This is a genomic window from Gilliamella sp. B14384G12 (assembly GCF_016101825.1).
Taxonomy (GTDB): Bacteria; Pseudomonadota; Gammaproteobacteria; order Enterobacterales; family Orbaceae; genus Gilliamella; species Gilliamella apicola_N.
In genome coordinates this window covers 1-26,734 of sequence record NZ_JACFPU010000012.1, presented here as the reverse complement: position 1 = coordinate 26,734, position 26,734 = coordinate 1, and the positions used below count along the sequence as shown (strand labels likewise).

At 33.2% G+C, this 26,734-nt stretch carries 27 protein-coding genes; 8 read left to right on the top strand and 19 right to left on the bottom strand.

The genetic code is table 11. From position 1 onward, the window contains the following. Nucleotides 1–565 precede the first annotated feature (565 nt). Complete coding sequence (locus H3S73_RS11300) at nt 566–1,819, top strand: PTS ascorbate transporter subunit IIC (protein WP_198228614.1); 1,254 nt, start codon at nt 566–568, stop codon at nt 1,817–1,819. Between the two features lie 86 nt (nt 1,820–1,905). Here H3S73_RS11300 and argA read toward each other — a convergent pair whose 3' ends face one another. The 8 genes from argA to aroE all read right to left on the bottom strand — a co-directional run bounded on the left by argA (nt 1,906) and on the right by aroE (nt 8,390). Continuing rightward, nucleotides 1,906–3,234 (bottom strand): amino-acid N-acetyltransferase, encoded by a 1,329-nt coding sequence (argA, locus tag H3S73_RS11295; RefSeq protein WP_039129191.1) that lies wholly within the window; start codon nt 3,232–3,234, stop codon nt 1,906–1,908. Between the two features lie 222 nt (nt 3,235–3,456). Then, nucleotides 3,457–4,167 carry an MFS transporter gene (locus H3S73_RS11290; RefSeq protein ID WP_198236667.1) on the bottom strand — a complete coding sequence of 237 codons (711 nt, stop codon included), beginning with the start codon at nt 4,165–4,167 and terminating at the stop codon, nt 3,457–3,459. 207 nt (nt 4,168–4,374) lie between these two features. Next, entirely contained in the window at nt 4,375–4,527 is a 153-nt protein-coding gene (locus tag H3S73_RS11285; protein WP_198236666.1) for a hypothetical protein, read from the bottom strand. 74 nt (nt 4,528–4,601) lie between these two features. Beyond that, the gene (locus H3S73_RS11280; protein WP_143422853.1) at nt 4,602–4,739 is read right to left on the bottom strand and encodes an MFS transporter; all 138 of its coding nucleotides are present in this window, start codon (nt 4,737–4,739) and stop codon (nt 4,602–4,604) included. 114 nt (nt 4,740–4,853) lie between these two features. Beyond that, nucleotides 4,854–6,053: an MFS transporter gene (locus H3S73_RS11275; RefSeq protein ID WP_198236665.1), complete on the bottom strand. Its 1,200-nt coding sequence runs from the start codon at nt 6,051–6,053 to the stop codon at nt 4,854–4,856. A 268-nt stretch (nt 6,054–6,321) separates the two neighbouring features. Beyond that, entirely contained in the window at nt 6,322–6,834 is a 513-nt protein-coding gene (gene aroL, locus H3S73_RS11270) for a shikimate kinase AroL (RefSeq protein ID WP_065738368.1), read from the bottom strand. A 223-nt stretch (nt 6,835–7,057) separates the two neighbouring features. Continuing rightward, entirely contained in the window at nt 7,058–7,411 is a 354-nt protein-coding gene (locus H3S73_RS11265) for a DUF1870 family protein (protein WP_039130077.1), read from the bottom strand. Nucleotides 7,412–7,559: 148 nt separating this feature from the next. Beyond that, nucleotides 7,560–8,390 (bottom strand): shikimate dehydrogenase, encoded by an 831-nt coding sequence (gene aroE, locus H3S73_RS11260; protein ID WP_198236664.1) that lies wholly within the window; start codon nt 8,388–8,390, stop codon nt 7,560–7,562. 742 nt (nt 8,391–9,132) lie between these two features. Between aroE and rpmB the strand changes: the two genes are divergently transcribed. From rpmB to H3S73_RS11225, 7 genes are all read left to right on the top strand, one after another. Beyond that, nucleotides 9,133–9,369, top strand: coding sequence for a 50S ribosomal protein L28 (rpmB, locus tag H3S73_RS11255; RefSeq protein ID WP_025314527.1), 237 nt, complete (start codon nt 9,133–9,135; stop codon nt 9,367–9,369). A 15-nt stretch (nt 9,370–9,384) separates the two neighbouring features. Then, nucleotides 9,385–9,552 carry a 50S ribosomal protein L33 gene (gene rpmG / locus H3S73_RS11250; protein WP_025314526.1) on the top strand — a complete coding sequence of 56 codons (168 nt, stop codon included), beginning with the start codon at nt 9,385–9,387 and terminating at the stop codon, nt 9,550–9,552. Between the two features lie 403 nt (nt 9,553–9,955). After that, nucleotides 9,956–10,744 carry a DeoR/GlpR family DNA-binding transcription regulator gene (locus H3S73_RS11245; RefSeq protein WP_084810906.1) on the top strand — a complete coding sequence of 263 codons (789 nt, stop codon included), beginning with the start codon at nt 9,956–9,958 and terminating at the stop codon, nt 10,742–10,744. A gap of 58 nt (nt 10,745–10,802) precedes the next feature. Then, a complete protein-coding gene (alsE, locus tag H3S73_RS11240; protein ID WP_198236663.1) occupies nt 10,803–11,486 on the top strand; it encodes a D-allulose 6-phosphate 3-epimerase in 684 nt (227 codons plus the stop codon). A gap of 15 nt (nt 11,487–11,501) precedes the next feature. Then, entirely contained in the window at nt 11,502–12,431 is a 930-nt protein-coding gene (locus tag H3S73_RS11235) for a ribokinase (RefSeq protein ID WP_198236662.1), read from the top strand. 40 nt (nt 12,432–12,471) lie between these two features. Continuing rightward, nucleotides 12,472–13,773, top strand: coding sequence for an L-fucose:H+ symporter permease (fucP, locus tag H3S73_RS11230; RefSeq protein ID WP_198236661.1), 1,302 nt, complete (start codon nt 12,472–12,474; stop codon nt 13,771–13,773). Between the two features lies 1 nt (nt 13,774). After that, nucleotides 13,775–14,185 (top strand): VOC family protein, encoded by a 411-nt coding sequence (locus H3S73_RS11225; RefSeq protein ID WP_198236660.1) that lies wholly within the window; start codon nt 13,775–13,777, stop codon nt 14,183–14,185. 106 nt (nt 14,186–14,291) lie between these two features. Here H3S73_RS11225 and gltP read toward each other — a convergent pair whose 3' ends face one another. From gltP to H3S73_RS11170, 11 genes are all read right to left on the bottom strand, one after another. Further along, the gene (gltP, locus tag H3S73_RS11220) at nt 14,292–15,602 is read right to left on the bottom strand and encodes a glutamate/aspartate:proton symporter GltP (RefSeq protein WP_198236698.1); all 1,311 of its coding nucleotides are present in this window, start codon (nt 15,600–15,602) and stop codon (nt 14,292–14,294) included. A gap of 87 nt (nt 15,603–15,689) precedes the next feature. Next, nucleotides 15,690–18,380 (bottom strand): DNA topoisomerase (ATP-hydrolyzing) subunit A, encoded by a 2,691-nt coding sequence (gene gyrA / locus H3S73_RS11215; protein ID WP_198236659.1) that lies wholly within the window; start codon nt 18,378–18,380, stop codon nt 15,690–15,692. A gap of 98 nt (nt 18,381–18,478) precedes the next feature. Next, entirely contained in the window at nt 18,479–19,057 is a 579-nt protein-coding gene (locus tag H3S73_RS11210; RefSeq protein WP_198228603.1) for an SIS domain-containing protein, read from the bottom strand. A 16-nt stretch (nt 19,058–19,073) separates the two neighbouring features. Then, nucleotides 19,074–19,442, bottom strand: coding sequence for a YraN family protein (locus tag H3S73_RS11205; protein ID WP_039128621.1), 369 nt, complete (start codon nt 19,440–19,442; stop codon nt 19,074–19,076). Continuing rightward, complete coding sequence (locus tag H3S73_RS11200) at nt 19,411–21,246, bottom strand: penicillin-binding protein activator (protein WP_198236658.1); 1,836 nt, start codon at nt 21,244–21,246, stop codon at nt 19,411–19,413. Before H3S73_RS11200 ends, H3S73_RS11205 begins: the two co-directional genes overlap by 32 nt. 22 nt (nt 21,247–21,268) lie before the next feature. Further along, nucleotides 21,269–22,351 carry a 23S rRNA (cytidine(2498)-2'-O)-methyltransferase RlmM gene (rlmM, locus tag H3S73_RS11195; RefSeq protein ID WP_086327183.1) on the bottom strand — a complete coding sequence of 361 codons (1,083 nt, stop codon included), beginning with the start codon at nt 22,349–22,351 and terminating at the stop codon, nt 21,269–21,271. A 45-nt stretch (nt 22,352–22,396) separates the two neighbouring features. Next, nucleotides 22,397–23,347 carry an LpxL/LpxP family Kdo(2)-lipid IV(A) lauroyl/palmitoleoyl acyltransferase gene (gene lpxL, locus H3S73_RS11190; RefSeq protein WP_198236657.1) on the bottom strand — a complete coding sequence of 317 codons (951 nt, stop codon included), beginning with the start codon at nt 23,345–23,347 and terminating at the stop codon, nt 22,397–22,399. A gap of 224 nt (nt 23,348–23,571) precedes the next feature. Beyond that, complete coding sequence (gene thyA / locus H3S73_RS11185) at nt 23,572–24,366, bottom strand: thymidylate synthase (RefSeq protein WP_198228600.1); 795 nt, start codon at nt 24,364–24,366, stop codon at nt 23,572–23,574. Next, nucleotides 24,363–25,232 (bottom strand): prolipoprotein diacylglyceryl transferase, encoded by an 870-nt coding sequence (gene lgt, locus H3S73_RS11180; RefSeq protein ID WP_086290229.1) that lies wholly within the window; start codon nt 25,230–25,232, stop codon nt 24,363–24,365. Before lgt ends, thyA begins: the two co-directional genes overlap by 4 nt. Continuing rightward, complete coding sequence (gene rppH / locus H3S73_RS11175) at nt 25,229–25,801, bottom strand: RNA pyrophosphohydrolase (protein WP_198228599.1); 573 nt, start codon at nt 25,799–25,801, stop codon at nt 25,229–25,231. The genes lgt and rppH overlap by 4 nt, the downstream gene beginning before the upstream one ends. A gap of 96 nt (nt 25,802–25,897) precedes the next feature. Continuing rightward, nucleotides 25,898–26,458 carry a YgjV family protein gene (locus tag H3S73_RS11170; RefSeq protein ID WP_198228598.1) on the bottom strand — a complete coding sequence of 187 codons (561 nt, stop codon included), beginning with the start codon at nt 26,456–26,458 and terminating at the stop codon, nt 25,898–25,900. Between the last annotated feature and the right edge of the window lie 276 nt (nt 26,459–26,734).

The following is a 26,734-nucleotide window of genomic DNA, read 5'->3' as shown; positions in this document are numbered from 1 at the left end:
TGGATATTTGCTGACAACAATGAAGAATAATGTCACTGCCTAAAATAACTTTGATTCAAAAAGTATAGTGATGACATCTTTATCAACTTCTTTTTATCTTAAAATCCTTTTCTTATATTCAAAACTCAATGAAATGGTATAGACTCCTGAATTATTTTTACAGATAAACATTAATAAACTCAATTAAGAGTTATCTAAAAAAGACAATCAATAAAATAGTTGCTGGCAACTGTGGGGATAATGTCACTGACTGAAATAACTTTAATTTAAAAAGTATGGTGATGGCATCTTTATCAACTTCTTTTTATCTTAAAATCCTTTTCTTATATTCAAAACTTAATGAAACGGTATAGACTCCTGAATTATTTTTACAGATAAACATTAATAAACTCAATTAAAAGTTATCTAAAAAAGGTCAATTAATCATCCTTAATTTAGATAAATAGTTGCTTATAATTAATTATTTTTCTATTACATTTGCTAATTTGTGATCCAAAACACAAAATGAAACAGTGTTTCATTTATAATGATTTATTATTTTATTATTAGGTTTTGGAGTGGAAACATGGGGCTTTTTCTAAATATATTTGGTCAACCAGCTATCATTATTGCATTAGTAGCTTTTATCGGTCTGATATTACAGAGAGCAAAAATTTCTAAAATTATTACTGGAACGCTGCTTTCATTCATTGGATTTGTGTTAATTAAGACTGGCGGAAAAATTTTGGGTGGTGTGTTAATTATGTTTAGTAACATGTTTACTCACGCGTTTGGAATGCATGGCGTAGTACCAAGTAATGAAGCCATTACCGCATTGACAATGGAATCACTTGGCACAAGCGCTGCTTTTATCCTCTTTTTTGCGATGATCATTAATCTGCTATTAGCAAGATTTACTCGCTTTAAATCGATTTATTTATCATTGCATTTAGTGCTATTTATGGCATTTTCGTTCACTGCCGTATTACAAGGTATGGGCTATAATGGCTATATAATTGTTGCTACTGGCGCAATTATTATTGGGCTTTATATGGCGATATTTCCAACTTTACTCTCTAAATTCAGCCGTAAAATAATAGGCAATAATGATTATTGTATTGCTCATGCAGGGACTATCTCATATTTGATAGGTTCTTATTTAGGTTCATTGTTAGGAAATAAAAAAAATGATATTGAAAATATCAAAATAAACGATCGTTTTAGCTTTTTAAGACAGTCTGATGTGGCGACTTTTATTACCATGTTTGTCTTACTATGTTTATCTGGCGCGTTTTCTTCTGCTGATTATTTAAAAGATATTCTTAAAAATAACACGTTCATTATTTTTGCACTGGAACAATCAGCTATTTTTGCAGGCGGTTTATATATTGCTAAAAAAGGAGTAGCCATTTTTACTGAAGAAATTATTCCTGCTTTTAAAGGATTTGCTCAAGTTGTCGCACCCGGTTGTGTACCCGCTGTCGACCCTATGGTGTTATTTGATAAAGCACCCAATTGTGTATTGGTTGGTTTTATTGTGAGTTTCTTCACTGAAATAGCCTGCGTTGTTGTTTTTCCTTTTGTTGGCTTACCCATTATTATTCCAGGAATTATGGCAAGCTTTATCACAGGTGGAACCGCGGCTATTTTTGGTAATTCAACTGGCGGAGCAAGAGGTGCAATAATTGCTGCTTTTATCAATGGGTTATTATTATGTATATTACCTGCTCTAGCGTTACCTCTTTTTGCATTTCTAGGTGTGGAAGGCGTTACATTTGCCGATCCTGACTTTACCAGTTTGTCATTGATTACCGAATTTGTAGTGAAATTGTTCAACTAGCACTAAAAGCGCTTTCGCTTTGATTAAGTTAAGTATTCATGATTGGTTAAAAGTCTGCCGAATAAGCAGACTTTTTAATGATCATTTCATTCAATATTAAACATTAATATTTTTGAATTTCTTTGATAATTATAGAGTTGTTTCTTTTTAATTGGTAAATCATCCACTTCTGCTGGATTAAAGCCCTTTTCTCTGAACCAGTGAATACTACGGGTAGTTAATACAAATATTTTTTTTAACCCTAAGTTATTTGCACTTTCCATGATCTTTTCAATCAATAAATCACCACGAGATGAATTACGATAATCAGGATGGATTACGACACAAGCCATTTCACCCATTTTTTCTTCTAGATAAGGGTAAAGAGCAGCACAACCAATCGTCATATTATCACGTTCAATAATGGTAAATTTATCAATTTCCATCTCTAATTGTTCACGTGAACGCTTAACTAATACACCTTGTTCTTCTAACGGTCGGATGAGTTCTAATATGCCACCAATATCATTAATGGTTGCAGAGCGAATCTGTTCTGAATGTTCCATCGAAACTTGTGTTCCAATACCATCACGGGAAAAGAGTTCTTGTAAAATAGAGCCATCAACTAAATAACTAACTAAATGGCTTCGTCTAACTCCACAACGGCATGCTTTAGAGGCTGCCCGTAAAAAACGTGCTTCACTTGATAAATGTTTACCTTGTTGCTCTTTATTATTTACATAATTATCCGCATCTATAGGATAAAGATCGGTAATAACTCGACCATTTTCATCGAGAACACCTTGTTCTGCGCAAAAACTAATTAGTTTATCGGCCTTTAAGCGAATAGCGACTTCAGCAGCGACATCTTCAGATGCTAAATTAAAACTTTCGCCTGTTACCGAAACGCCTACAGGACCAAGTAATACAATAGAGCCACGTTCTAACTGTTCTTCGATGGCTTCGTTATTTATGCGGCGAATTTTACCTGTATGACAATAATCAACTCCGTCATCAACCCCCAATGGTTGCGCAATGACAAAGTTACCGCTAACGACACTAATATGAGCGCCTTGTAATGGTGTATTATTTAAACTCATTGATAAACTTGCGGTAATGTTGAGCTGCAATAGGCCAGTAACTTGCTTGATGACATCCAATGTGGCGGCATCAGTGATACGGGTATTTTTATGATATTTAGGCGTAATGTTATGATTTTTTAACGACGCATCAATTTGATTACGTGCACCATTAACAATAACGAGTTTAATTCCTAGACTATAAAGCAATCCAATATCACTGATGATACTTGAATAGTTATCGCTTTTTAGAACCGCTCCAGTAAGTAAAATCACAAATGTTTTACCATGATGGGCATTTATATAAGGCACTGAATGTCTTAAACCTTCAACTAACTCTGTTGTACGCTCTTTCATCTTCACAACCTTTCATCATTGAATATTTATTCATTATTTGTGTAATTTTATGTGTTTTTATTTTGATCGCAAGCAGTTTTTAAAAAATAATTCAGAAAGGGATTTTTACTAATATAAAAATAAAAAACTTAAATTATCAATTTGAAATAATTGATTTTTCAAATGTGGTTTATTTAGTAAATATAAAAAAAAGAGCATACCAATAACGGCATGCTCTTAATATCAGAGTATTTTGTTAAATGAATAATTATCTTTATCTGCTCTTTTAGAAATATTAAATATTTTTCGGTAACGGATTAATACAACTACCGCTAATAATGTCCCTAAACCAGCAATAATTGCATCGCTAAGCATAACATAACGCAAACCTAAATTTGTTGATATCCAACCAATGAAAAATGGTATCATGGCTGTTGCAACACTCGATGATGTAAAGAAAATCCCCAATACTTTTCCTTTACCCGATGGAAAAAATTCGGCCATTGTGGTTAATGCTAACTGCAATACACCACCTGCTGCAGTGAAACCAAGCACGAAACCACCGATAATACACATCATTGGTGTTGGATAGCTATATAGAATAATTAACATTAAGGTTGAAAGTAATGGGTATAGAATAACAATATAAACAGGCCTTACCAGACTTTTTACTAAAATTGAGGTTAAAAATACACTGGCTAATGTATCAATGCCGTATGATGAAAATGCCTGAACTGCCCCAGATGAATCCATTCCAGCAACCGTTTGTGAAAAATCTTTTAAACAAGATGAGACTAAATAAAATGTTGCTGTCGATGTAAAACCAATAACAATAAAGTATAAACCTTCAATATAAAAATTAGCTGTTTGTTTTAATATCGGCGTTTGGTTTTCAAGCGTTTGTAGGTCTTTCTCTTTTTCCTCTGGAGTAATTTTATAATTTGGAAATAGCATTTTTAATACAATTAATGCATTCAATCCTAAAATAATTCAACACAGTATAAATGATCAACCATAATAACCTTAGTTAGCTATAATAATGCCCATAATAATTGGTAGTACAGATTGACGACCTGAGGCAATGGCTGCTTTAATTAAAATTGACGCCGAACCCGGTGATTTTGCAAATGCTTCCATCAAAGCAGGATAAGTACCCACATCTCATGTTGAGTTGGCTATGCCACCTAAAATTGCAAACATAAAAGCAATTTGTACATTTGCACTAACTAAAATACCAAGTAAGAATCCTATATAAAATAGACCACCTAAAACGATAAATGGTTTACGTCCAAATTTACCTGAGAGAGTCCCCATGATAAATAATACTAATAATCGGCCAACACCTAGCCTCATCATGACATTATAAACATCTTGTTTAGCTTCACCGACTAATCCAATTTGTTCTGCGTTAATGAATCTTTTGCAATATTAAATAAATAGGTAAGCTCTGGGTTAAATTGTGCAGCTAAATAATCAATATTTAGCCCAAGAATGATGGCTCCCATTCCGTGCACAAAATAGTTCATATATAAACAAATTTAGGTGCCTAAATATTTATTTAGACACCTATTATTTCCTATAAACATTCATTTTTTGATTATTAGTAATTATTTTTTAAAAAAATTTATTAACATTTTGTTTTATATTTTTGTCATATCAATTACTTGTTTAAATCGATAAAGAACAATAGAACCAAGTATGACACTTGCTAGGGCGATAAAAAAGTCGATCAAAATAGCATAACTTACATCATACATAGCCAATTTTGGAACGATAAGCGGAATAACGATAAAGGATAACCCACTAAAAGTATACATACAGCCGACCGCTATACCTTTGCGTGTTGGGAACAATTGCTGCATAACAACTAGAGTTAATTGAAGCACGCCACCGGCTGCCGTAAAACCCATACCAATTGCAGCGATAACACACATCATAGGTGAAATATTAAAGTAAAATAGCATTAATACTATTGCCGACAGTAAAGGTAAAATAATGATACAAAATATAGGTTTTAATAAATGTTTAACGATAAATGCCGTTACAAAGACTGAGATAATTGATGCGGTGCTATAGTAGCTAATCAATTGTTTAGCTTCAAGATCGCTCATATTAACCCCATTAATCGCAATGGTTGGTAACCACTGTAAAATTATGACAAATGTTGCTGTGGTGGTGAATCCCATAAGGATTAATAAAATGCCTTCAAATTCAAACTTTGGTTTAGCTTTGAAATAATCTTCAGTACCGCCATTACCTTTTATTGCGGTATCTTTGTTAGGAAAATTTTGAGGAAATAGAATTAAACCATTAATAACTAAATAAGCCGTAAAGCCAAGAAACGCCCAACCATACCATATTTCGTTTTTATTAAAAAAGGTAACAATAAATGGAAGAATTAGCGTTCCAATAGAAATAAATGCTTTAATGAGGACACTTGCAGACCCCGCTGAACGAGGAAAACACTCGGTCAAAGCAGGCATTGAACCAGTATCTAAAAAAGAATTGCCTGCCCCTACTGCAATTGCAAGACAAAAAGCGATATGAATATTGGTACAGAAAGTCATGCCAATAAAGAAGAGCGCATAGCAAGCCATACCCAGATAGATAAACAGTTTTCTTCCAAATTTATCCGATAGTATTCCACCTGCAAACATTAAAAAAATCTTGCCAATACCTATACCTGAAGCAACATAACCAAGACCAAGCAAATCAGTATTAAGCTGCTTTGTAAGATCTTGAGAAAATTGCATAATCACAATCAATGCAATACTTTGAATAATATAATTGGCATAAATAGATCCGACAATTCCATAAGAATTAATTTTTCGATTATCCATTTGTGATACTCCATATGTAAAATTAAATTTTTGAGCATTTGATTGTATTCAATATATAAATATTCATCTGAAAACGTTTACGCCAAATTTATTATTAAACTTTTCGTTTTTTATATTTATCTACAGTTTTTAAATTATGTATAAATAAAATTAGAATAATATTGAATAAAAATCGAACTCATCAATAGATGTTTTTATAAGTTTCTAACTTATTATTTTTAATAAAAAATACCACTCTTTAAGTGGTATTTAATAAAAGGATATTAGATTAATTTTGCAACATATGAAGTATATTATTAAGTATTAGAGCTTCATCCTGTTCAACATTAACTACATGATGTGCTGCATCATGATATAACGGTAACCGCTCTGCCAACACTTTTTCCATCTCATCAAAAATAGATAGACCCGTTAATGATGGGCGCTGAGCAACATTAGGATCTTTCATTAAACGTGCAGCTAATGTTGCAGCTGTAGCTGATAAAAAAATGACAGTACCATTTTGTTTCATAAAATGGCGATTGTGATCGGCCAGTACCATTCCTCCACCTGTAGCAATGACTCGATTTGGCTTAGTTGTATCGATTAAAATCTGGCTTTCTCTGGCTCTAAAGCCTTCCCAACCTTCTTTTTCAACAATTTCAGCTACTGTTTTTTGAGTAGTTTCAAGCAAATGGCAATCTGTATCAATGAAAGAAAACGATAGCTTATTTGCAAGCATTTTTCCCATTGTCGTTTTGCCAGCTGCTCTGGCGCCTACTAAAAAAATAGTATTATTCATATTGAGTCCTGTTCCTTCAAATTTACAGCTTACAGAATATACCGTCTATGCTAGTGATTCACTTTAAGTTTTGCAATATTTTTTTTACATATTATTATATATTTTTAAAACTTATTGATTTTTATAAAATAAATAAATAAATTTTAATATCTACTTGTAAAAAATAATTTACACTTTTATTAAAAATATCTCTAAACTTAAATGGTAGTTGTATTAATTTTTGTTAACACAATTTTTCTAAACCACGAAAATATAACTCTGTCGCAATAGATTGATGTAATCGCCACTGAATGATATCAAGTTCTGGATTGACTTTTTTGAACTCTTCATAGGTCATAAAATAACGAATAGTATTACTACCAACACGATCATTAATACTATTAATAATAATATTTATTTTATCAGTTCGGAATTTTTTCAATTCTTGCATTGCGGTAACAACATATTGGGGAACAGGAACAGTGCCTTTTTCCCAATTATGCCATGTACTAGCATCAGTTTTACCAATATATTCACTTGCCTCTGACACTTTTAACATTAGGAAACGACGATACGCTTGCAATTCTAAGTTAGTCATAAATACTCCTCCTTATCGTATTTTTACTTATACAGTAACTTTACATATGACACCGATATCATTTATTTATATAAAGAATTTAAAAAAGTTAAACGTATAGATATCAGCAATACATCTAATTTAAATTAGATGTATATACTTTTATTTATTATTTACCTGCTAGGGCATCAATTACGGCTTGTTTTGCCCGTTCAGAAAGATCTTTACCCGTCCAAATTTTAAATTGTGCATTCGCTTGCCCAATAAACATTTCTCGACCGGAAATTGACTCCCAACCTGCTTTTTCAGCTTCTTGTCTGAAGCGAGTATTATATGGCGTATAAACGATATCGTACGCAATACCTTTACCTTTAAACCATGCTTGTTCATAAGGTGTTTGATCTTCAAATTTACCTGTCATACCTAATGGAGTCGAATTAATAATTATTTGCGCTTCTACTTTATTTCGATCTTGCCATGCAACGGTTTTAAGATTGAACTCTTTAGCTAATGATTGAGGTAAATCATCAACAATGTCAGTTACAGTAATATCGGTATAACCAAGATCTTGTAAACCAACAACGGCAGCTCGTGCAGCACCACCAGCCCCAAGTAATAAAACCTTTTTGTATTCAGCAGGCAAATTTTTCGCTCTAAGTGGCTCCATGAAACCAACAATATCAGTATTGTCACCGCAAAGCTTGTCGCCATCCCAATAAACTAAATTCGCTGCTCCCGCTTTTTTTACATGCTCAGTTACTTCATCTAAATAAGGAATAATGGTTTGTTTATGTGGAATAGTGACACATAATCCACGTATATTTAATAATCTTACCGATTTAAATAATGTTGGAATTTCTTCCGGAGGAGTAGGAAATGCTACTAATACAGCAGGAATACCATAATCTTGAAATGATGTAGTATGAATAAGTGGACTCATACTGTGTCCTAAAGGATAACCGATAATGCCGTATATGCTATATGGCTGAAACTGGCTCATATAATCTCCTTGAAAGTTGGAAAATCAAAAGGAATAAATAAAATCTTCGTCCTAATTATTAAAACACATTTATTATAAAATTAAATCATTTTTTCTAAAATCACAGGTAAAGTTAACATTTTGTTTTATAATAATTTGTTTAATATATAAAAAATAATACCTACTCTATTAATAGAATATTTTGAGCAGAGTTTAACTTTTTAATTATTCACCGTCACAAGCTAATATTTTTGACACATCAAATAGTAAGATAATTTTCCAAACTCCCCCAAAATAGCATTGTCATTATATTTAATTAAGATATGTTCAATTAGAAAGCAATAAAACTTTTGCTCTGTGGGTAATAAAGGTCTATTTTTCATTGTGGCAATAAAAATATCTCTTTTCTGATAGTTTTTATTTATGATAAGGTGAGCAACATTAAACTCCTCAAGAATGAGTACTCTTGTTATAATGTCTATACCATAATAGATCGAAACCAAATCCATCACGGCACTTTCTACCTCAATTTGGGTTTTATGTGAACTACATTTATATAAACTTATTTTAAGCTTAAATAAGATAATGCTTGAGAATTTGTGTATAACAGCGTATACTTCGCTACCTCATTATTGTGGGTGTAGTGTGAGAGGTTAGACTGCTTCTCAGATAGAACTGCAGCAAACTAAAAGCCTGACGAGGTTAATTCCATTAACATATTACGCCCAAGGCTTAAGCATAGAAATTTCGGAGAATTATTGACATGTCACGAGTATGCCAAGTAACAGGAAAAGGTCCTTTAGTAGGAAATAATCGTTCTCATGCGATGAATGCTACTAAACGTCGTTTTCTACCAAATCTTCAAACTCACCGTTTCTGGGTTGAGAGCGAAAAACGTTTTGTAAAATTGCGTATATCTGCTAAAGGTATGCGAACTATCGATAAAAAGGGTATTGATGCAGTTTTAGCTGAACTTCGTGCCCGTGGTGAAAAGTACTAATAAGGAAACCATATCATGGCTAAAGGTGTACGCGAAAAAATTAGATTAGTTTCTTCTGCTGGTACAGGTCATTTTTATACCACTAGCAAAAACAAAAGAACTATGCCTGAGAAAATGGAAATCAAAAAATACGATCCCGTTGTTCGTCAGCATGTTATTTATAAAGAAGCTAAAATTAAATAGTTATCTTATAAAAAGCCCAGCAAATGCTGGGTTTTTTTATAATTGCAAGAAATTATTTCCCGCCATCCAAATAAAAAAAATATTTCAATCACATATTTAGCAAAAATATTCCCGAACTAATAAGCATTACGATTCATAATAGACTATCATTAATCTATTTAAAATAGATTCGGTCAAATTCAGTCAAAATCAAATACGATTTTATATACCGATTTTGACCGTTTTTTTTTGTTTCGGGTAATGATATGTATAAATTTAATGAAATATTGAACCTTTCAATAAGATAAATGTGTCCTTTATCATATTTTATTATTAATGAAACAAAACAAATAACAAAACAGATTCCATACACAAAATGGTAATTTCTAACAAGTTAAACTGACAAGGCAGTTAAGGAGATATTATGTTAATAATAGAACGGCAACAAATGATCATTCAATTACTAAGTCAACACACTAGTTTGACTGTAAATGAGATGGCAAAACTATGTTCCGTATCTAAAGAAACACTACGTAGAGATTTGAGAGCTTTAGAGAAAAAGGACTTGATTCGTCGCAGCCATGGAGGTGCAGTACTAGCCTCAACTATCTCTAGTGATCCTATAGTGCCTTCCATATTAAATAATAATCGCTCATTCCGCCAACGAATTTTGGTTAATACAGATGTAAAAACCCGCATCGCCCGAAAAGCACTACAATTTGTAAATAATGCAGACCGTATCGCTTTAGACAGTAGTTCATCTTGCTGGTTTTTAGCTAGACAACTTCCAAATGTTGATATGACTGTCATCACTCATTCAATAAATGTAGTTCAGACATTAGCGGCAAAAAGTCAAATTCAAATTTTTGTTTTAGGCGGTGCTTATTTTGCCAAAAATGAAGATATGGTTGGGTCATTAACCGAAAAGATGTTGGCCGAATTTACTATAGATACATTATTTATTTCTTGCGATGGACTAGATTTTGATAATGGTTTAAGTGACAACAATGAATATCATGCTCATTTGAAAAAACAGATGATATTAACAGCAAGAAAAATCATTGTACTAGCTGATTCGACCAAATTTAATCAAAATGCTTTCGCTAAAATATGTAACTTAGGCGATATTGACGTTCTAATTACCGATAAAAATATCGATAAATTACTACAAAAAGAAATGGATTGGCACAGTGTAGAGGTTGTATTAGCTTAATTAAATATCTCTTCTTAACTAGATAAATATTATGGTTCTAGTAATAAGGAGAATAATTATGCAGTATAAAATTTCCCCATCACTGATGTGTATGGATTTAATTAATATAAAAGATCAATTAACATTTTTTAATCAACATGCTGACTTTTTGCATGTTGATATTATGGATGGTCATTTTGTAAAAAATATCACACTTTCAGCTTTCTTCATTGAACAAATAAAACCTCACACATCTATACCCATAGATGTCCATTTAATGGTGGAACACCCTACGGATTTTATTGATCAAATGGCAAATGCTGGTGCTGATTTTATCTGTCCTCATGCAGAAACAATAAATACTAATGCTTTTAGGGTGATTAATCATATTCATCAATTAAATAAAAAAGCGGGAGTTGTCATAAATCCAGCAACACCTATTGAGTACATATCAGAATATATTCATCTACTTGATAAAATTACCATAATGACCGTTGATCCAGGCTATGCTGGTCAACCATTTATTCCAGAAATGCAACAAAAAATTAAAAAACTTTCTGAATTGAAAAAACATAATGATTTTAAATTTCTAATTGAGGTTGATGGTTCTTGTAATGCAAATACTTATCATCAACTGCTCTCATCAGGAGCTGAAGTATTAATTATGGGAAGCTCAGGACTATTTAAAAAGAATCTCTCTTTAGATGAAGCTTGGAAAAAAATGACGACTGATATCAATAACGCTATTAAAACTATCAAATAGTAAAAGGACAATTAAATGAAAGGAAAAGTTTGTGTTTTCGGATCTTTTAATCTTGATATAACTGCATTTTTAGAGCGTTTTCCTATGCCAGGTGAATCATTGGTTGCCAGTTCAAGTAAGATCTCAGCAGGAGGAAAAGGGGCTAATCAAGCGACAGCAGCATTGAAAGCAGGAGCAAATGTTCACTATATAGGAAAAATAGGAGAAGATGATTTTGGTTATTTTGCTCGCCGTCATCTTAAGGAAGTAGGGTTTAATGCTGTAACCATATTAAGTTCAAATCAACGAGCTACAGGCAATGCATTAATTTACGTTGCTGGCGAAAGTGCTGAAAATATGATTTCTGTCGATCCTGGTACCAATATGATTGTAACAGAAGAAGAAATTAAAAAATGCGAACCTGCAATAAAATGTGCAGATGTAGTATTAGTCCAACTTGAGAATAATCTTTCAGCTATCAATCAGGTAATTGATATTGCAAATAATAACAATGCATTTACTATTTTAAATCCAGCGCCATTTCAACCTGTTAGTGATAATTTATTATCAAAAGTTGATTTGTTAACCCCCAATGAAACAGAGGCTTATCTTCTCACAGGTCAAAAAATTACTGATAAAGAAAGTGCAGAATGTGCTGCTGATTATCTACACCAAAAAGGTGTTAAAAAAATCATCATCACTATGGGTGCTAAAGGTTCACTACTTTCAGATCATTCAACCAAAACTTGGATCCCTTGTTTCCCAGCAAATCCTGTTGATACAACTGGTGCTGGAGATGCTTTCAACGGAGCCTTAGCTGCCCAAATTGCTAATGGACAAAATATTAAACAAGCTGCGTTATTTAGTTCTGCTTTTGCAGCCGTGAGTGTCGAATATATTGGAGCGGCATGTATGACTACCTATCAGCAGGCAATTGAACGTATGAACAAATTTAGTAGTAATTAATAAATTATTACTAATTATTTTTAGATATTAAGGTTTTATTATGAATACGACTAATAAATCATCTACTTTAGATAGTAGTGCTTATTTAACAAAAACGCCATGGGCAAAATTTATTCTAGTATGTTGTTTATTTGCACTCTGGGGAATGGCTGTTAATTTAAATGATATTTTAATTGCACAGTTTAAAAAAGGGTTTGATCTTACTGATACACAAACTGCTTTAGTTCAATCAGTATTTTTTTTAGGATACTTTTTTATTGCATTACCAGCGGCAGCTATAATTAAAAAATTTTCTTACAAATTAGCAATTGTTATTGGTTTAATGTTATATGCGACTGGATGCTTTTTATTTATACCAGCAGCCTCATCAATGACCTATTATGCATTTCTTGGTTGCTTAGGCATTATCGCTTGTGGTTTGTCATTTCTTGAATCATCTTGTAATACCTATTCAAGCTTGTTAGGTCCCATAGAAACATCAACACAAAGGATTAATTTCTCACAAATTTTTAATTCCGTTGGAGTTATATTAGGTGTTCTAATAGGTCAACAATTAGTATTTGGTAAAAATGATCTTAGCCATGCTGAATTATTGCAAATGACACCGGAAGCAGCAAATGAGGCTAGGCATCAAATGGTTGGGCAAGTAGTTACACCTTATTTAATAATCGGTTCAATATTAGTTTTAATTGCATTGATATTTATTTTTGTCAAATTTCCAGCATGTAAGGCTAGTTCGATTGAAAATCAAGAAAATGAAAATTTAATCCATTCTTTAAAAAGACTTTTTGCTATTCCTCGTTTTACTTTAGGTATTATTTCTCAATTTTTATATGTTGGTGCTCAAGTTGGTGTCTGGAGTTTTACTATACGTTTCGTCCAACAAGTTGAAACTGGCACATCTGAACATAATGCTACTTATTGGTTACTTATCTCACTACTTTTCTATGCATTAGGGAAAGTTGTATCTACATTTTTAATGAAAAAAATAAGTCCTGCTAAATTATTGAGTATCTTTGCTATTCTGGCAGTTATCTTGTTAGCAATAGCAATAATGAGCTCTGGGATCATGGCCATTGCAACATTAACTACCATTAGTTTTTGTATGGCTCCTGGATGGCCAACTAATTTCGGATTAACAATTAAAGGAATGGGTAAAGATACTCAAACTGCAGGATCCATTGTCGTTATGTCAATTATTGGTGGTGCAGTTATTCCACTAATTATGGGAATTATTTCTGATGTAAATCAAGGAAACATGCAAATAGCATTTACCGCACCTCTATGCTGTTTTATCTACGTTGCATTTTATGGTTACTATTGTTCGAGAAAAGGTATCTAATATGAATAATTTAATTACAGGTATTGCCCATTTGGGTTTAAAAGTTAGTAACATTGATAAATCCTCATCTTTTTATCAAACGTTAGGATTTATAGTTACAGAAAAATTTTCCAAAAAAGTTCAAAGTGGCGAAGTGCACGTAGAGTTTTTAACTTCACCAAAGCTTACATTGGAACTGTATCAATTACCGGATAATATTTATACCGATTTAACTCAAACTCACAATGGTATTGAACATTTTGCACTAGAAGTTAATGATATTGACGGAATGCTTAATAAGATAAGAAGCTTCGGTTACGAGATCAATGAGGGGCCAATTTATGAGAAAAGAGAGCATTGTGAAGTAAGCTTTTTTCTTATTAGTGGTCCTGATGGAGAAAGAATTGAATTTGATATGACAAAATATTTCTAATAATTATAAAAATAAGTAATTAAAAAACAAATTATAAAACTACCTGTCATTACAGGTAGTTTTATATTTTATAATATAATAATTACAGCATTAGTTAACAACAGAATTATTTCAAATATTGTTGTTCGTATGCTTTTGATTTTTTATCATCAAAAACATGTTCCCAACGAGCAATAACAATCGCTGCTAATGCATTACCGACAACATTAACAACAGTTCTACCCATATCTAAAATACGCTCTACGCCCATAATATAACCAATACCTTCAAGCGGAATACCCACACTGCCTAGGGTTGCAGATAAAACAAGGATTGAAGCACCCGGTACGCCAGCTATACCTTTAGAGGCAATCATCAATGTTATAACAATAATAATTTGATCTAAAATGGTTAAATCAATATGGAATAGCTGAGCCAAAAAGATAACCGTAATACTTTGATAAAGCGTTGAGCCATCAAGATTAAATGAATAACCTGTTGGAATAACAAAACTTGTGATCGCCTTTGGCGCACCGTATGCTTCCATCTTTTCAATAATTTTTGGTAATGCAGTTTCAGAACTCGCTGTTGAAAATGCAATAACCAACTCTTCTTTTAATATTTTTAATAGCGTAAAAATATTAAATTTACAAAGTTTACATACAAATCCTAATACCAACAATGTGAAAATAATCATGGCTGAATAAACAGTCAAAATTAATTTAAACAACGGCAGAAGAGATGCAAATCCATATCTAGCAACGGTTACAGTAATCAGAGCGAAAACACCAATTGGTGCGTAGCGCATAATCATGTTCGTTACTTTAAACATGGTGTCAGATACAACTTTTAAGAAGAAAACAAATGGTTCACGTTGTTTGTCTGGTAACGACATTAAACCTAAACCGAAAAAGACACAAAAGAAGATAACAGGTAAAACAGCGCCATCACTCATAGCTTTGAAAATATTAGCTGGGATCATATCTAATATCATAACAATTAAGCCATGAGGTTTTCCGCTCAATTCTTCTGCGGCTTTAGTATACTTACTAATATCGCTCGTTGCTAAGGTTGTAGAGTCAATTCCCGCACCCGGTGCAAAAACATTTCCCCAGAAAAGCCCAAGTAAGATGGCAATCGTTGTAATAATTTCAAAATAGAGAATTGTTTTAAAACCCAACGTCCCTAATCTTTTTGAACCACCAATACCTGCAATACCTAGAGTGAGCGTACTGAGTATAATAGGTAATACAATCATTTTAATTAAACGAATAAAGATATCACCAGCTGGTTGAAAAATATTAACTATCGAAAATTGATAATATGAATGTAAAGGATGGCTTGGGACAGAAAGTTCAAATAAATAAGCGCCCACCGCTACACCTAGTATCAAAGCAATTAAAATTTGCCATGCAAGATTTGTTAAGATTTTCTTTATTAAAAATGACATTTAATACTATTCCTTTTCTGGATATTATAAATAAAAAAGGATTAGTTATAACTAATCCTTTTTGATAATTAAAACTTATTCTTCTGACTCCGAAGATGAACTCTGTCGTTCATCTTCTTGCGAAAGATCGGACTCACTTTCCTCATCCTCAGTTTCGGCTATTCTCTGTAATCCAACGACTTTTTCGTTATCTGCTGTACGAATCAGCATAACACCTTGTGTATTTCGACCTACAATACTTACTTCCGAAACACGTGTACGCACAAGCGTTCCTGCATCAGTGATTAACATGATTTGATCTGTTTCATCAACTTGAACAGCACCAACGACTTTACCATTTCTTTCACTCACTTTGATAGAAATAACACCTTTTGTCGCGCGTGATTTGGTTGGGTATAACTCTTGTTGTGTACGTTTACCATAGCCGTTTTGCGTTGCAGTTAAAATCGCGCCATTTCCTCGTGGAACAATCAGTGATACGACTTTATCATCGTCTTCTAATTTAATACCTCGAACACCTGTCGCAGTTCGTCCCATGCAGCGAACTTTATTGGCTGGGAAGCGAACCACTTTACCATTAGCGGAGAACAACATAATGTCTTCTGTATTAGAGATTTGAGAGACCTCTTCATCATTATCAGTCTCATCAACAATTACATCATCATTGAGTTCATCATCAACAGTATCAGACGTTTCATTACTTGTTAGATCTACACCGATTAATTCATCATCATCACGTAAATTAATAGCGATAATACCACCACTTCTTGGACGACTAAATTCAATTAGTGAAGTTTTCTTAACGGTACCTTGTGCTGTAGCCATAAATACACAGTGTTCGTCATCAAATTCTCGAACAGGTAGGATCGCGGTAATACGTTCACCTGCTTCGAGTGGTAATAAATTAATAATTGGACGTCCACGTGAACCTCGACTTGCTTCAGGTAGTTGATAAACTTTCATCCAATATAAACGACCACGGCTTGAGAAACAAAGAATCGTATCGTGGGTATTCGCTACAAGTAATTTTTCAACAAAATCTTCTTCTTTGATTTTCGTTGCAGATTTACCTTTGCCACCTCGACGTTGAGCTTCGTAATCAGATAAAGGCTGATATTTTACATAGCCTTGGTGTGAGAGAGTTACAACAACATCTTCTTGAGCAATAAGATCTTCAATATTAATATCAGCACTGCTTGCTGTAATTTCAGTTCTTCTTGCATCTTGGAATTGATCACGAACCGCTTCAAGCTCTTCACGAATCACTTCCATTAAACGTTCTGGACTGGCTAAAATGTGCAGTAACTCGCTAATTTGAATCAGTAATTGTTTATACTCATCCAAAATCTTTTCATGTTCTAGACCCGTTAATCGATGTAAACGAAGATCTAAAATAGCTTGGGCTTGTGCTTCTGATAGGTAATAATAACCATCGCGAATACCAAATTCTGGCGCTAAATCTTCTGGTCGAGCAGCATCGTTACCCGCTTTTTCGAGCATTGCTGCTACATTACCAAGCTGCCAAGCTTGAGATAATAATTTGCTTTTAGCTTCAACTGGAGTTGAAGCTGCGCGAATTAATTCAATAATAGGATCAATATTGGCAAGCGCAATAGCTAACCCTTCTAATACATGGGCTCTTTCACGAGCTTTACGTAATTCATAAATAGTTCTACGAGTTACCACTTCACGTCGATGAAGCACAAAGGCTTCAATCATCTCACGTAAATTTAGAAGTTTAGGTTGCCCTTTGTGTAAGGCTACCATATTGATACCAAATGAGACTTGCAATTGTGTCAATGAGAATAAGTTATTTAATACAACCTCACCAACAGCATCTCGTTTAATTTCAATAACAATACGCATCCCATCTTTGTCAGATTCATCGCGTAGCGCCGAGATACCTTCAACTTTTTTGTCTTTAACTAATTCAGCTATTTTCTCGATCAATTTTTTCTTGTTAACTTGATACGGAATTTCATTAACAATGATTGTTTCACGCCCACTATGATCATCAACTTCAATAGTTGCTTTAGAACGAATATAGATAATACCTCGTCCAGTTCGGTAGGCATTTTCAATACCCTTTCGACCATTAATTAAAGCAGCAGTTGGAAAGTCAGGTCCATGGATATGTTCCATTAATCCATCAACTGAAATATTTTCATCTTCAATAAAAGCAAGGCAACCATTAATGACTTCAGATAGATTATGAGGAGGGATATTTGTTGCCATACCAACCGCAATACCTGAAGAACCATTTATCAGTAAATTAGGAATACGCGTTGGCAATACATCAGGGATCATTTCAGAGCCGTCATAGTTCGGTGAGAAATCAACGGTTTCTTTATCAAGATCAGTCAATAACGCACCTGCAAACTTTTGCATACGTATTTCAGTGTAACGCATTGCCGCAGCCGAATCACCATCAACAGAACCGAAGTTTCCTTGACCATCAACTAACATATAACGTAATGAAAATGGCTGTGCCATACGTACGATCGTGTCATAAACAGCAGCGTCACCATGTGGATGGTATTTACCAATAACATCCCCAACAACACGAGCAGATTTTCGATAAGGTTTATTCCAATCGTATCCTGCTTCATGCATGGCAAAAAGGACCCTTCTATGGACTGGTTTTAAGCCATCGCGTACATCAGGTAAAGCACGCCCGACAATGACAGACATTGCATAGTCAAGATAAGAGGATTTTAGCTCATCTTCAATATTAACGGGGGTTATTTCTTTGGCTAGTTCGGTCATAACACCATATTCTCTTATTAAATTAGGTCATCAAAATAGCTTGTAATTATAGCATAAAATTCGTTATTAATGCAGGACTATACCGTTTTTATTTCAACTTATTCATGTTGAATAAACAAAGTATTTTCAATTAATTGGCATAAACAATTTAAAATCATAGCATGCATTTCATATGCCATTACTTTTTTATAAGATGGAACTCTTATCTCAATATCATTTTGACCAAGTAAGCCGATAACTTCACCACCATCAAAAGCAGTTAAAGCAACAATTTTCATATCTTTAATCACAGCTTCTTGAACAGCGCGAATAATCGAACGGCTGTTACCTTGGCAAGTCAATACTATCAAAATATCACCTTGCTGCCCCAAAGCTTGTATTTGGCGAGCATAGACTTCTTCATGATTGGCGATTGCACTTAATAATACATTATCAGATACCAAAGCTATAGCGGGTATGCTGGGTCTTTCTATATTAATACTGGTAATTAATCGAGAAGTAAAACTTTGTACATTTGCCGCAGATGAGCCATTACCACAACTCATAATTTTATTACCATTAAGTAAACCTTGAACAATAATGCTTGCCGCTTTTTCAATTGATGTCCCTAAAGACTCAGCCATTACAATTTGAGTTTGAATACTTTCAGTAAAATAATTTTTTATTAAATCTTGCACGTTTTTCACCTAAAAATTAAAACGCATTAATAATCCATTTTTGGTTTTTGCCCGTAATAGCAAAAATATCAAATCTAAATTCTGTATCATCAATATTCATATTTTCTGATAACATCCAGAGTTGTGCCGCTTGCTTGATTTTATTTTGTTTACTTGATGTTACGGTCATTTCGGCATTACCAAAATTGGCATTTTTTCTATAACGTACTTCAACAAAAACGAGACATTGTTTATCACGCATAATTAAATCAATTTCACCTAAACGATATTGACTATTTTGAGCAATAAATGAAAGCCCTTGTTTTAGTAAATACTGGCAAGCAATATCTTCGTAATGCTTGCCAATTTTTTTGTTATTCTTCTGAATTAGATCGGGATAATGCATGAATATATTGTTGCCAAGATAAAGCACGAGTGACTTCACATTGATCCTTCGTCGATAATCTTCCCGTCATACCATTTAAAAAGTCAGTTTGGTACGAATTCATTTGATTAAAGCGATTTGCAAGTCTCCAAGCATCAATCCCCATCGCATATAAACGCAATAATGAATAATTTTTCTGAATATTGTCAGGTATGATTTCTGACATTTGATCAGAATAATTAACGATCATTGGAATTTCAGCATATTCAGTATGATCCATATCATAATTAAAATCATCCGAAGCATTAGCCACATGACTTTTGGTGCTTGTGTAGATCATAAGTGAGGATGAATTACCTACTGATTTGCCGGCTGCCATATCAATCATTGGTTTTATAAGAGTTAACTCATCGTATGAAGCATAAATATAGACAGCGTCAAAATTGTCTGATTGATCTTCTGTATAATCGATTAAAATAGGGATTCCAGTAAGTTTTATTCCTACATTACGATTCATACCAGAACTTAATGTACTTTTATTGCCAAAATATTGTACATAAGCTTGTGAACTATTAGATGATAATTCAGACCATTTTTTAGCAAAACTTTGAGCTACACGTTGACCGAGATCATTTTGCGGAACCAGCAAGAGTGGCTTTAATTTGTTTTGTACATAAATATGATCTGCTGCATCTTGTGCTTCATCTTCTGGTGATAATGCGAAATAACACATTTTATTCGGTGTAACTGAACTATTATCCACTTTATTCAATGCTAAAACAGGTAAAGAAGGCGCCAACTGTTTAATCTTAATCACTTCATCTTTCAGTAAAGGACCTACTATCAATTCAACATTTTGTTCTTTAGCTTGACTTATAAGAGCATCCATATCAGCACTTGTTGTATCAAGTAAAACTACATTTTGTTGTGGCTCTTGTGGGAAAAATTTAATGGCATCAAAATAACCTTGTCGAATAGTATCACCAAAAAGGCGTGATGATCCTGTTAGTGGTAATAATAATGCTACTTTTTTAGCATTAACATCATCAACATTTAATGCTTGTTCTCCTATTAATAAAGAAATGATACTTTTAGCTGGATGATCCGGATATTGTAGTAACCAATCTTTTACAGCCTGTTTTAATAATTCGTTCTGTTTTTGTACTCTCTCTGCAATAATTTCAGGCGTATCATCTTTTTGTGTTTTTGGTTCTATATTATTACTTTTATAAGCATCCGCTAAATTAATCCATCCTTGTAAAGTTACTTCATCTTCATAAACTAAAATGGTATTAACTTGTTTAGTACTCAATCTACTAAAAAATTTCCATGTATCATTTAATATCTGGTTTTTCTGTTTTTCTGGCGTATATTTTTCTAGTTCAATATAATCATGAGCTTGACCATTGATATCTCTATTTTTTTCATCCAAACTTAATTTAATAGAGTTGTAACGGTATAATTGTGAATTGGTTAACCCATCAGTTGTTAACTTTTTAATATTAAATGGTTTTTTCAATTTTACTGCAATTTCACCTTGCAACAATAATTTTTCTTTCTGTTGTTCATCATTAAGATCAGAGGATATTTGAGATAACAAATCTTTTGCTTGAGAAACTTTATTTTCTTTAATTAATGCCTGAATAGCTAGTAATTGCCAATTGGTTTTAGCATTTCCAGAACTTTCATCCGCTAGTGATAGATAATAACTAGAACTTTTAGTTCCATCATAATCACTAAGTTGCGATTGATTACCCGGACATCCAGTTAAAAATGTCAATAATATAGACATTAATATTGAATAAAAGAAAATTTTTAAATTCATACACCCACTCTCTTGTTATTTACTATCCCCAAATTCGTTGCACATGAACAGTAATTTCTTCACGATCATGATAAAGCTGCTTGGCCTGAATTTGAACATTGATTTGATTATTATTTAATTCGTCATTGAGTAACTTTATATTTTGTTTTACTTCTTCATACCGTTTTTTCATTGGTAATTTAAGATTAAAAATGGTTTCTCGACACCAACCATTAATCACCCATTTAGCTATTAATTGCGTCACCTTGGTCGGTTTTTCAACCATATCACAAACTAACCAATAAATATTATGTTTTTTAGGCGTAAATTTAAAGCCATCTTCACGATAATGTTTAACTTGTCCGGTTTCCATTAGTTTGTTATTCATTGGACCATTATCAATAGCGTAAACCATCATACTTCTTTTAACTAGTTGATAAGTCCAACCGCCTGGGCAAGCACCTAAATCAACTGCATTCAAACCACCTTTTAAGCGTTCATCCCACTCTTCATAAGGAATAAAAATATGGAACGCCTCTTCCAATTTTAATGTAGAACGACTTGGTGCATCAGCAGGAAATTTTAGTCTAGGGATCCCCATATAAAAAGGTGAGTTATTTTGACTTAATGAATAACCTACATAACAACTATTACTACTTGTAAAAAATAGATGAATAACAGGTTTTTTTGGATTTTCAACTTTTAATAAAATACGTTTGCTTCGTAGCGCTTGACGAAGTGGTACTGTAAATTTGCGACAAAATCCAGCTAGTTCTTTACCTTCATTGGTATCAGCGACTTCTACACGCACATCACCTGCGTTATCGATCAAACCCGATAATGCATTAATTATTGGAGTGATCCGATCATTTGCTGGTAGATCAGTCAATAAATCACCTGATACAAACATCTGTCTAGCAAAGATTAGAGTACGAAACGGAAGTTTTTTTATCAGTATCGTAGCTTGATCGTCTTGATAACATTCAAAAGTGACATAACCACTATTTTCTATAACTTTGGCAAAACCAAATATTTCCAGTTGTGCAGCTCTATCTGTGATTTCAGCAGCACATTCTTTTTCAAATCCACAGCGACAGTATAGAATAATTTTATTTAGTTTTTGCATTTCGTATTTTTACTCTTCAAACAGACATTATAAAAAACAATTGATTTAGTCAGATTGAACATCATTAGTATACAAAGGAGCTTCCCCCTTAGGACGGGTTTTAAATCGTCGGTGTAACCACATATATTGTTCTGGAGCTTTTAAAATTTCTTGTTCAATAGCTTTATTCATAAAAGTTGCAGCTAATACATCATCATCAATAGGATAACCTTCAAGCGCTGGTGTTACATACACGGTATAATGGCCATTTTCCTCACGCTTAGGTGTAAATGGAATAATGGCGGGTTGGCCTAATTTAACCAATATACGTGTACCTATCGTCGTTGCTGCTTTTTCTACTGAAAATAATGGGGCAAAGACACTATTTTTTGGTCCATAATCATGATCAGGGGCATACCAAAGTAACTCACAATTTTTTAATGCACGGATCATACCTTTAGTATTATAGCGATCTAACATGTATTTATTAGATTTGAGTCTACCTCTAAGCTGAACATAATCCATTACCAGATTATCATTTGGTCGATAAACACCTACACCGGGATGACTCATTCCTAAAATGCGCGCCCCTAATTCTAATGTTAGGAAATGAATTCCAATAAGTAAAACGCCTTGACCTGATTGTTGTATATTTTTGATATATTGGTCACCGACAATAGATGAATGTTTAGCTAATCTTTTGTCAGACCAGAACCAAGCCATCCCTGTTTCGAAAATAGCCAATCCAGTAGAAATAAAATTGCCCCGCAACAATTGATCACGTTCAAGCTGTGATTTTTCAGGAAAACAAAGTTTAAGGTTTTGTCTTGCTGTCTCTTTACGTTTACCAATTAATTTCATTGAAAGCAACCCTAAACTTTTTCCTAATTGATAAATTACTGGATAGGGTAATAAAACGATTAAATATAAGATACCAATACCAAACCACGTTAACCAGTAACGAGGGTGTAGTAGGCGTTTAGTAAAGATAGGACGAATTTCCTGATTTTGACTCATATTAAGATTAAGTTATTGTTAATAACAAAGTTGATTATTATATACTATATATTGATTTTAAGGGCAGAAAATTAGAAAGATCTTCCCTACATTAATGTATCTAATAAGGTATAGTTTAAACAGATCACAACAATATATAATTAGTTGCTGTGATCTTCGTTCTTAAGATTTTTTAAAATTTTATACTCAAACGTAGGCTTTTCCTGAAACTTCTTTACAAGAATTTAAACCGCAACGGGTGCTTTGATTGCAGGGTAAGGATCATAGCCAATAATTTCAAAGTCCTCAAACTCATAATCAAAAATTGTTGGAGGTTTACGTCTAATAGCAAGTTTTGGTAGCGCTCTAGGCGTTCGACTCAATTGTAAATGAGTTTGTTCCAAATGGTTTGAATATAAATGCGTATCACCACCAGTCCAAACAAAATCACCCACATCTAAATTGCATTGTTGAGCAATCATATGAATTAATAACGAATAGCTAGCAATATTAAATGGTAACCCTAAAAACACATCACAAGAACGTTGGTAAAGCTGGCAAGAAAGCTTTCCATCCACTACATAAAATTGAAAAAATGCATGACAAGGAGCTAACGCCATTTGATCCAATTCTCCAACATTCCAAGCAGAAATTATTAGGCGTCTTGAATCAGGATCATTTTTGATTTGATCAATTAATTGCGATATTTGATCAATATGCTGCCCATCTGGTGCTGTCCATGCTCGCCACTGTTTTCCATAAACAGGACCTAAATCACCATTCTCATTAGCCCATTCATCCCAAATAGTTACTTTATTATCTTTTAAATATTTAATATTTGTATCGCCTTTTAAAAACCAAAGTAATTCATGAATAATTGAACGTAAATGGCATTTTTTTGTAGTGACTAATGGAAATCCATCCTGTAGATTAAACCGCATTTGATGACCAAAAATGGATAATGTTCCAGTTCCTGTCCGATCTGACTTAGGCATACCTTCTGCTAATATCTTTTGCATAAGTGCTAAATACTGTTTCATCGTGTTGTCGCCTTTTTGTTAACTCTATATGTATAAAAAAGAAATAAAATACCGGCAAAAATCATTGGTAGGCATAAAATTTGCCCCATACTAATGACATTAAAAAATAGTCCTAGTTGCTCATCGGGTTGTCTAAAGAATTCGATTACAAATCGAAATAAACCATAACAAAGCAAAAACAATCCAGATACAGCACCTGTTGGTCTATTTTTACGAATGAACAAATTCAAAATGATAAATAAAACAATTCCTTCAAACATCATTTCATAAAGCTGTGAAGGATGTCTTGGTAAAATGCCATTTAGAGAAGTATAAAGCGATAACCACTCAGGATGTGTTTGTACAAACATAAAATCCGCATGAGAGGAAGTCGGGAATAACATACCAATATGAGATTGAGTCACACGTCCCCAAAGCTCACCATTAATAAAATTACCAAATCGCCCAAACATTAAACCAATAGGTACTAAAGGAGCGACAAAATCAGCCACTTGCATAAAGGTTTTATGATTAATTTTTGCGAAAATAGCAATAACGCAAATTGCACCGATTAGACCACCATGGAAAGACATGCCGCCTTCCCAGACTTTAAATAATGTAACAGGGTCTTGGATAAAAACGTTAAAATTATAAAAAAGGATATAGCCTAATCGTCCACCAATAAAAAGCCCTAAAAAACCCCAGAATAGCAAATTCTCAACTTGTTGTGTTGTCCATTGACTATTAGGTTTATTTGCTCTTCGTTTGGCTAAATAAAGCGCTCCAAGCACTCCAAATAAGTACATTGCACCATACCAATGAAGCGATATAGGGCCAAGTGAAAAAGCAATTGGATTGAAGTTAGGAAATTGTAAGTATTGATTCATTTTTTAATACACTGTTTATTTTTTCGTTTATGAGCAAAGAAATTAAATCGTTTCTTTTTAGAAACATTTGCTATTGGTGCTTCCGCATCGGATTGGATGCTAAATACTGGCAATGAAAATTCTTTCATTGCTTTTCGATAAACATCGCGTTTAAAAGCAATAACCTGACGAATAGGGTACCAATAACTAACCCATTTCCAATCATCAAATTCAGGAGTTGAAGACTTATTGAGATTGATTACCGATGTATCAGATATCAATTCTAATAAAAACCATTTCTGTTTTTGACCAATACAAACAGGTTGATTTTCCCAACGTATCATTCGTTTAGGTAATTTATATCGCAACCAACCGTTAGTAACGGATAGAATCTTTACATCTTGAGGTAATAATCCTACTTCTTCGTTTAATTCACGAAACATTGCCTGCTCAGGCGTTTCGTTTAGTTTTATTCCGCCCTGAGGAAACTGCCAAGAATTTTGTCCATAACGACGAGCCCAAAGTACTTGACCATACCTGTTACAAATAACTATTCCTACATTTGGACGGTAGCCATCATTATCAATCACTGACTACCTCAAAAAATTTATTCTTATATGGCTAAATTGTTTCATACATACAGCAAGAAATAAATAGGAAAATGAATTAATCGAGTAAATATCCCATCACACAGTTTGTTTTTTAGATAATTTAATAATTGTAATAATATTAATTATGGCGAATGTTACTTCTATAGCCAGACTTCCTAAAGACCCTATCCATAAACTATAAATAATCCATAAAATACTGCTCATCAGTATAAGTAGTCGCATTTTCTGTTGTTGTAAACGAAATAATGCAATGGTAACTAATGTCGTACCAATAACAGATAAATAATGTATAAATTGTGTCAGATCTGGAGTAGTAAGAAAATAAAATATCCACATTAAAGCAATAAAAAATAACATTGCTAACATATTTTTTGTGTAATTCGAAGCAACATTTCTAAATATATTTACTATATTAAGAATTGCTGCTGGATAAGACTCCGGACCCAATAAGTAAAAGTGCAAAGTCATAATGACATTAACGATTGTTAACTGCCAACGAAAAGCATTATCGCTACGTTGTAAAAAAGCACTGATACCTACAAGATAACCTAAAATACCAATTAATTGAGGTAAAGTAGTATATCTATCAATAAAATCTGAACCCACGAATTGATATAAAAAGTTTAGATTATCCATCGTTCACTCCATAGATAAATGGATCTAAATAATTAGTTAATAACCTATTTATAAATAATTTAGAAAAAAATTTATCAAATGTTATTAATAAATAATCATATAATCACATCTTTAAAACATAAAATTTTACATAAATTTCAGTCAGTTTTATAATCTCTATATGCAAAAAAGCCCAGCATTCCTGCTGGGCTCTCTCTCTATATTTAAAAGTCTGGCGGCTCCCTACTCTCACATGGGTAATACCCACACTACCATCGGCACTTCGGCGTTTCACTT

Coding starts and splice junctions, on each gene's coding strand:
- lpxL (WP_198236657.1), bottom strand. CDS start 23,347: ATGAGTCAAAATCAGGAAATTCGTCCTATCTTTACTAAACGCCTACTA.
- aroE (WP_198236664.1), bottom strand. CDS start 8,390: ATGAGCCAGTTTCAGCCATATAGCATATACGGCATTATCGGTTATCCT.
- H3S73_RS11300 (WP_198228614.1), top strand. CDS start 566: ATGGGGCTTTTTCTAAATATATTTGGTCAACCAGCTATCATTATTGCA.
- alsE (WP_198236663.1), top strand. CDS start 10,803: ATGCAGTATAAAATTTCCCCATCACTGATGTGTATGGATTTAATTAAT.
- H3S73_RS11285 (WP_198236666.1), bottom strand. CDS start 4,527: ATGGGGACTCTCTCAGGTAAATTTGGACGTAAACCATTTATCGTTTTA.
- H3S73_RS11225 (WP_198236660.1), top strand. CDS start 13,775: ATGAATAATTTAATTACAGGTATTGCCCATTTGGGTTTAAAAGTTAGT.
- H3S73_RS11245 (WP_084810906.1), top strand. CDS start 9,956: ATGTTAATAATAGAACGGCAACAAATGATCATTCAATTACTAAGTCAA.
- fucP (WP_198236661.1), top strand. CDS start 12,472: ATGAATACGACTAATAAATCATCTACTTTAGATAGTAGTGCTTATTTA.
- thyA (WP_198228600.1), bottom strand. CDS start 24,366: ATGAAACAGTATTTAGCACTTATGCAAAAGATATTAGCAGAAGGTATG.
- rpmB (WP_025314527.1), top strand. CDS start 9,133: ATGTCACGAGTATGCCAAGTAACAGGAAAAGGTCCTTTAGTAGGAAAT.
- H3S73_RS11170 (WP_198228598.1), bottom strand. CDS start 26,458: ATGGATAATCTAAACTTTTTATATCAATTCGTGGGTTCAGATTTTATT.
- H3S73_RS11200 (WP_198236658.1), bottom strand. CDS start 21,246: ATGAATTTAAAAATTTTCTTTTATTCAATATTAATGTCTATATTATTG.
- H3S73_RS11265 (WP_039130077.1), bottom strand. CDS start 7,411: ATGACTAACTTAGAATTGCAAGCGTATCGTCGTTTCCTAATGTTAAAA.
- argA (WP_039129191.1), bottom strand. CDS start 3,234: ATGAAAGAGCGTACAACAGAGTTAGTTGAAGGTTTAAGACATTCAGTG.
- lgt (WP_086290229.1), bottom strand. CDS start 25,232: ATGAATCAATACTTACAATTTCCTAACTTCAATCCAATTGCTTTTTCA.
- H3S73_RS11280 (WP_143422853.1), bottom strand. CDS start 4,739: ATGAACTATTTTGTGCACGGAATGGGAGCCATCATTCTTGGGCTAAAT.
- H3S73_RS11290 (WP_198236667.1), bottom strand. CDS start 4,167: ATGCTATTTCCAAATTATAAAATTACTCCAGAGGAAAAAGAGAAAGAC.
- H3S73_RS11205 (WP_039128621.1), bottom strand. CDS start 19,442: ATGCATTATCCCGATCTAATTCAGAAGAATAACAAAAAAATTGGCAAG.
- rlmM (WP_086327183.1), bottom strand. CDS start 22,351: ATGCAAAAACTAAATAAAATTATTCTATACTGTCGCTGTGGATTTGAA.
- gyrA (WP_198236659.1), bottom strand. CDS start 18,380: ATGACCGAACTAGCCAAAGAAATAACCCCCGTTAATATTGAAGATGAG.
- H3S73_RS11275 (WP_198236665.1), bottom strand. CDS start 6,053: ATGGATAATCGAAAAATTAATTCTTATGGAATTGTCGGATCTATTTAT.
- aroL (WP_065738368.1), bottom strand. CDS start 6,834: ATGAATAATACTATTTTTTTAGTAGGCGCCAGAGCAGCTGGCAAAACG.
- rpmG (WP_025314526.1), top strand. CDS start 9,385: ATGGCTAAAGGTGTACGCGAAAAAATTAGATTAGTTTCTTCTGCTGGT.
- H3S73_RS11235 (WP_198236662.1), top strand. CDS start 11,502: ATGAAAGGAAAAGTTTGTGTTTTCGGATCTTTTAATCTTGATATAACT.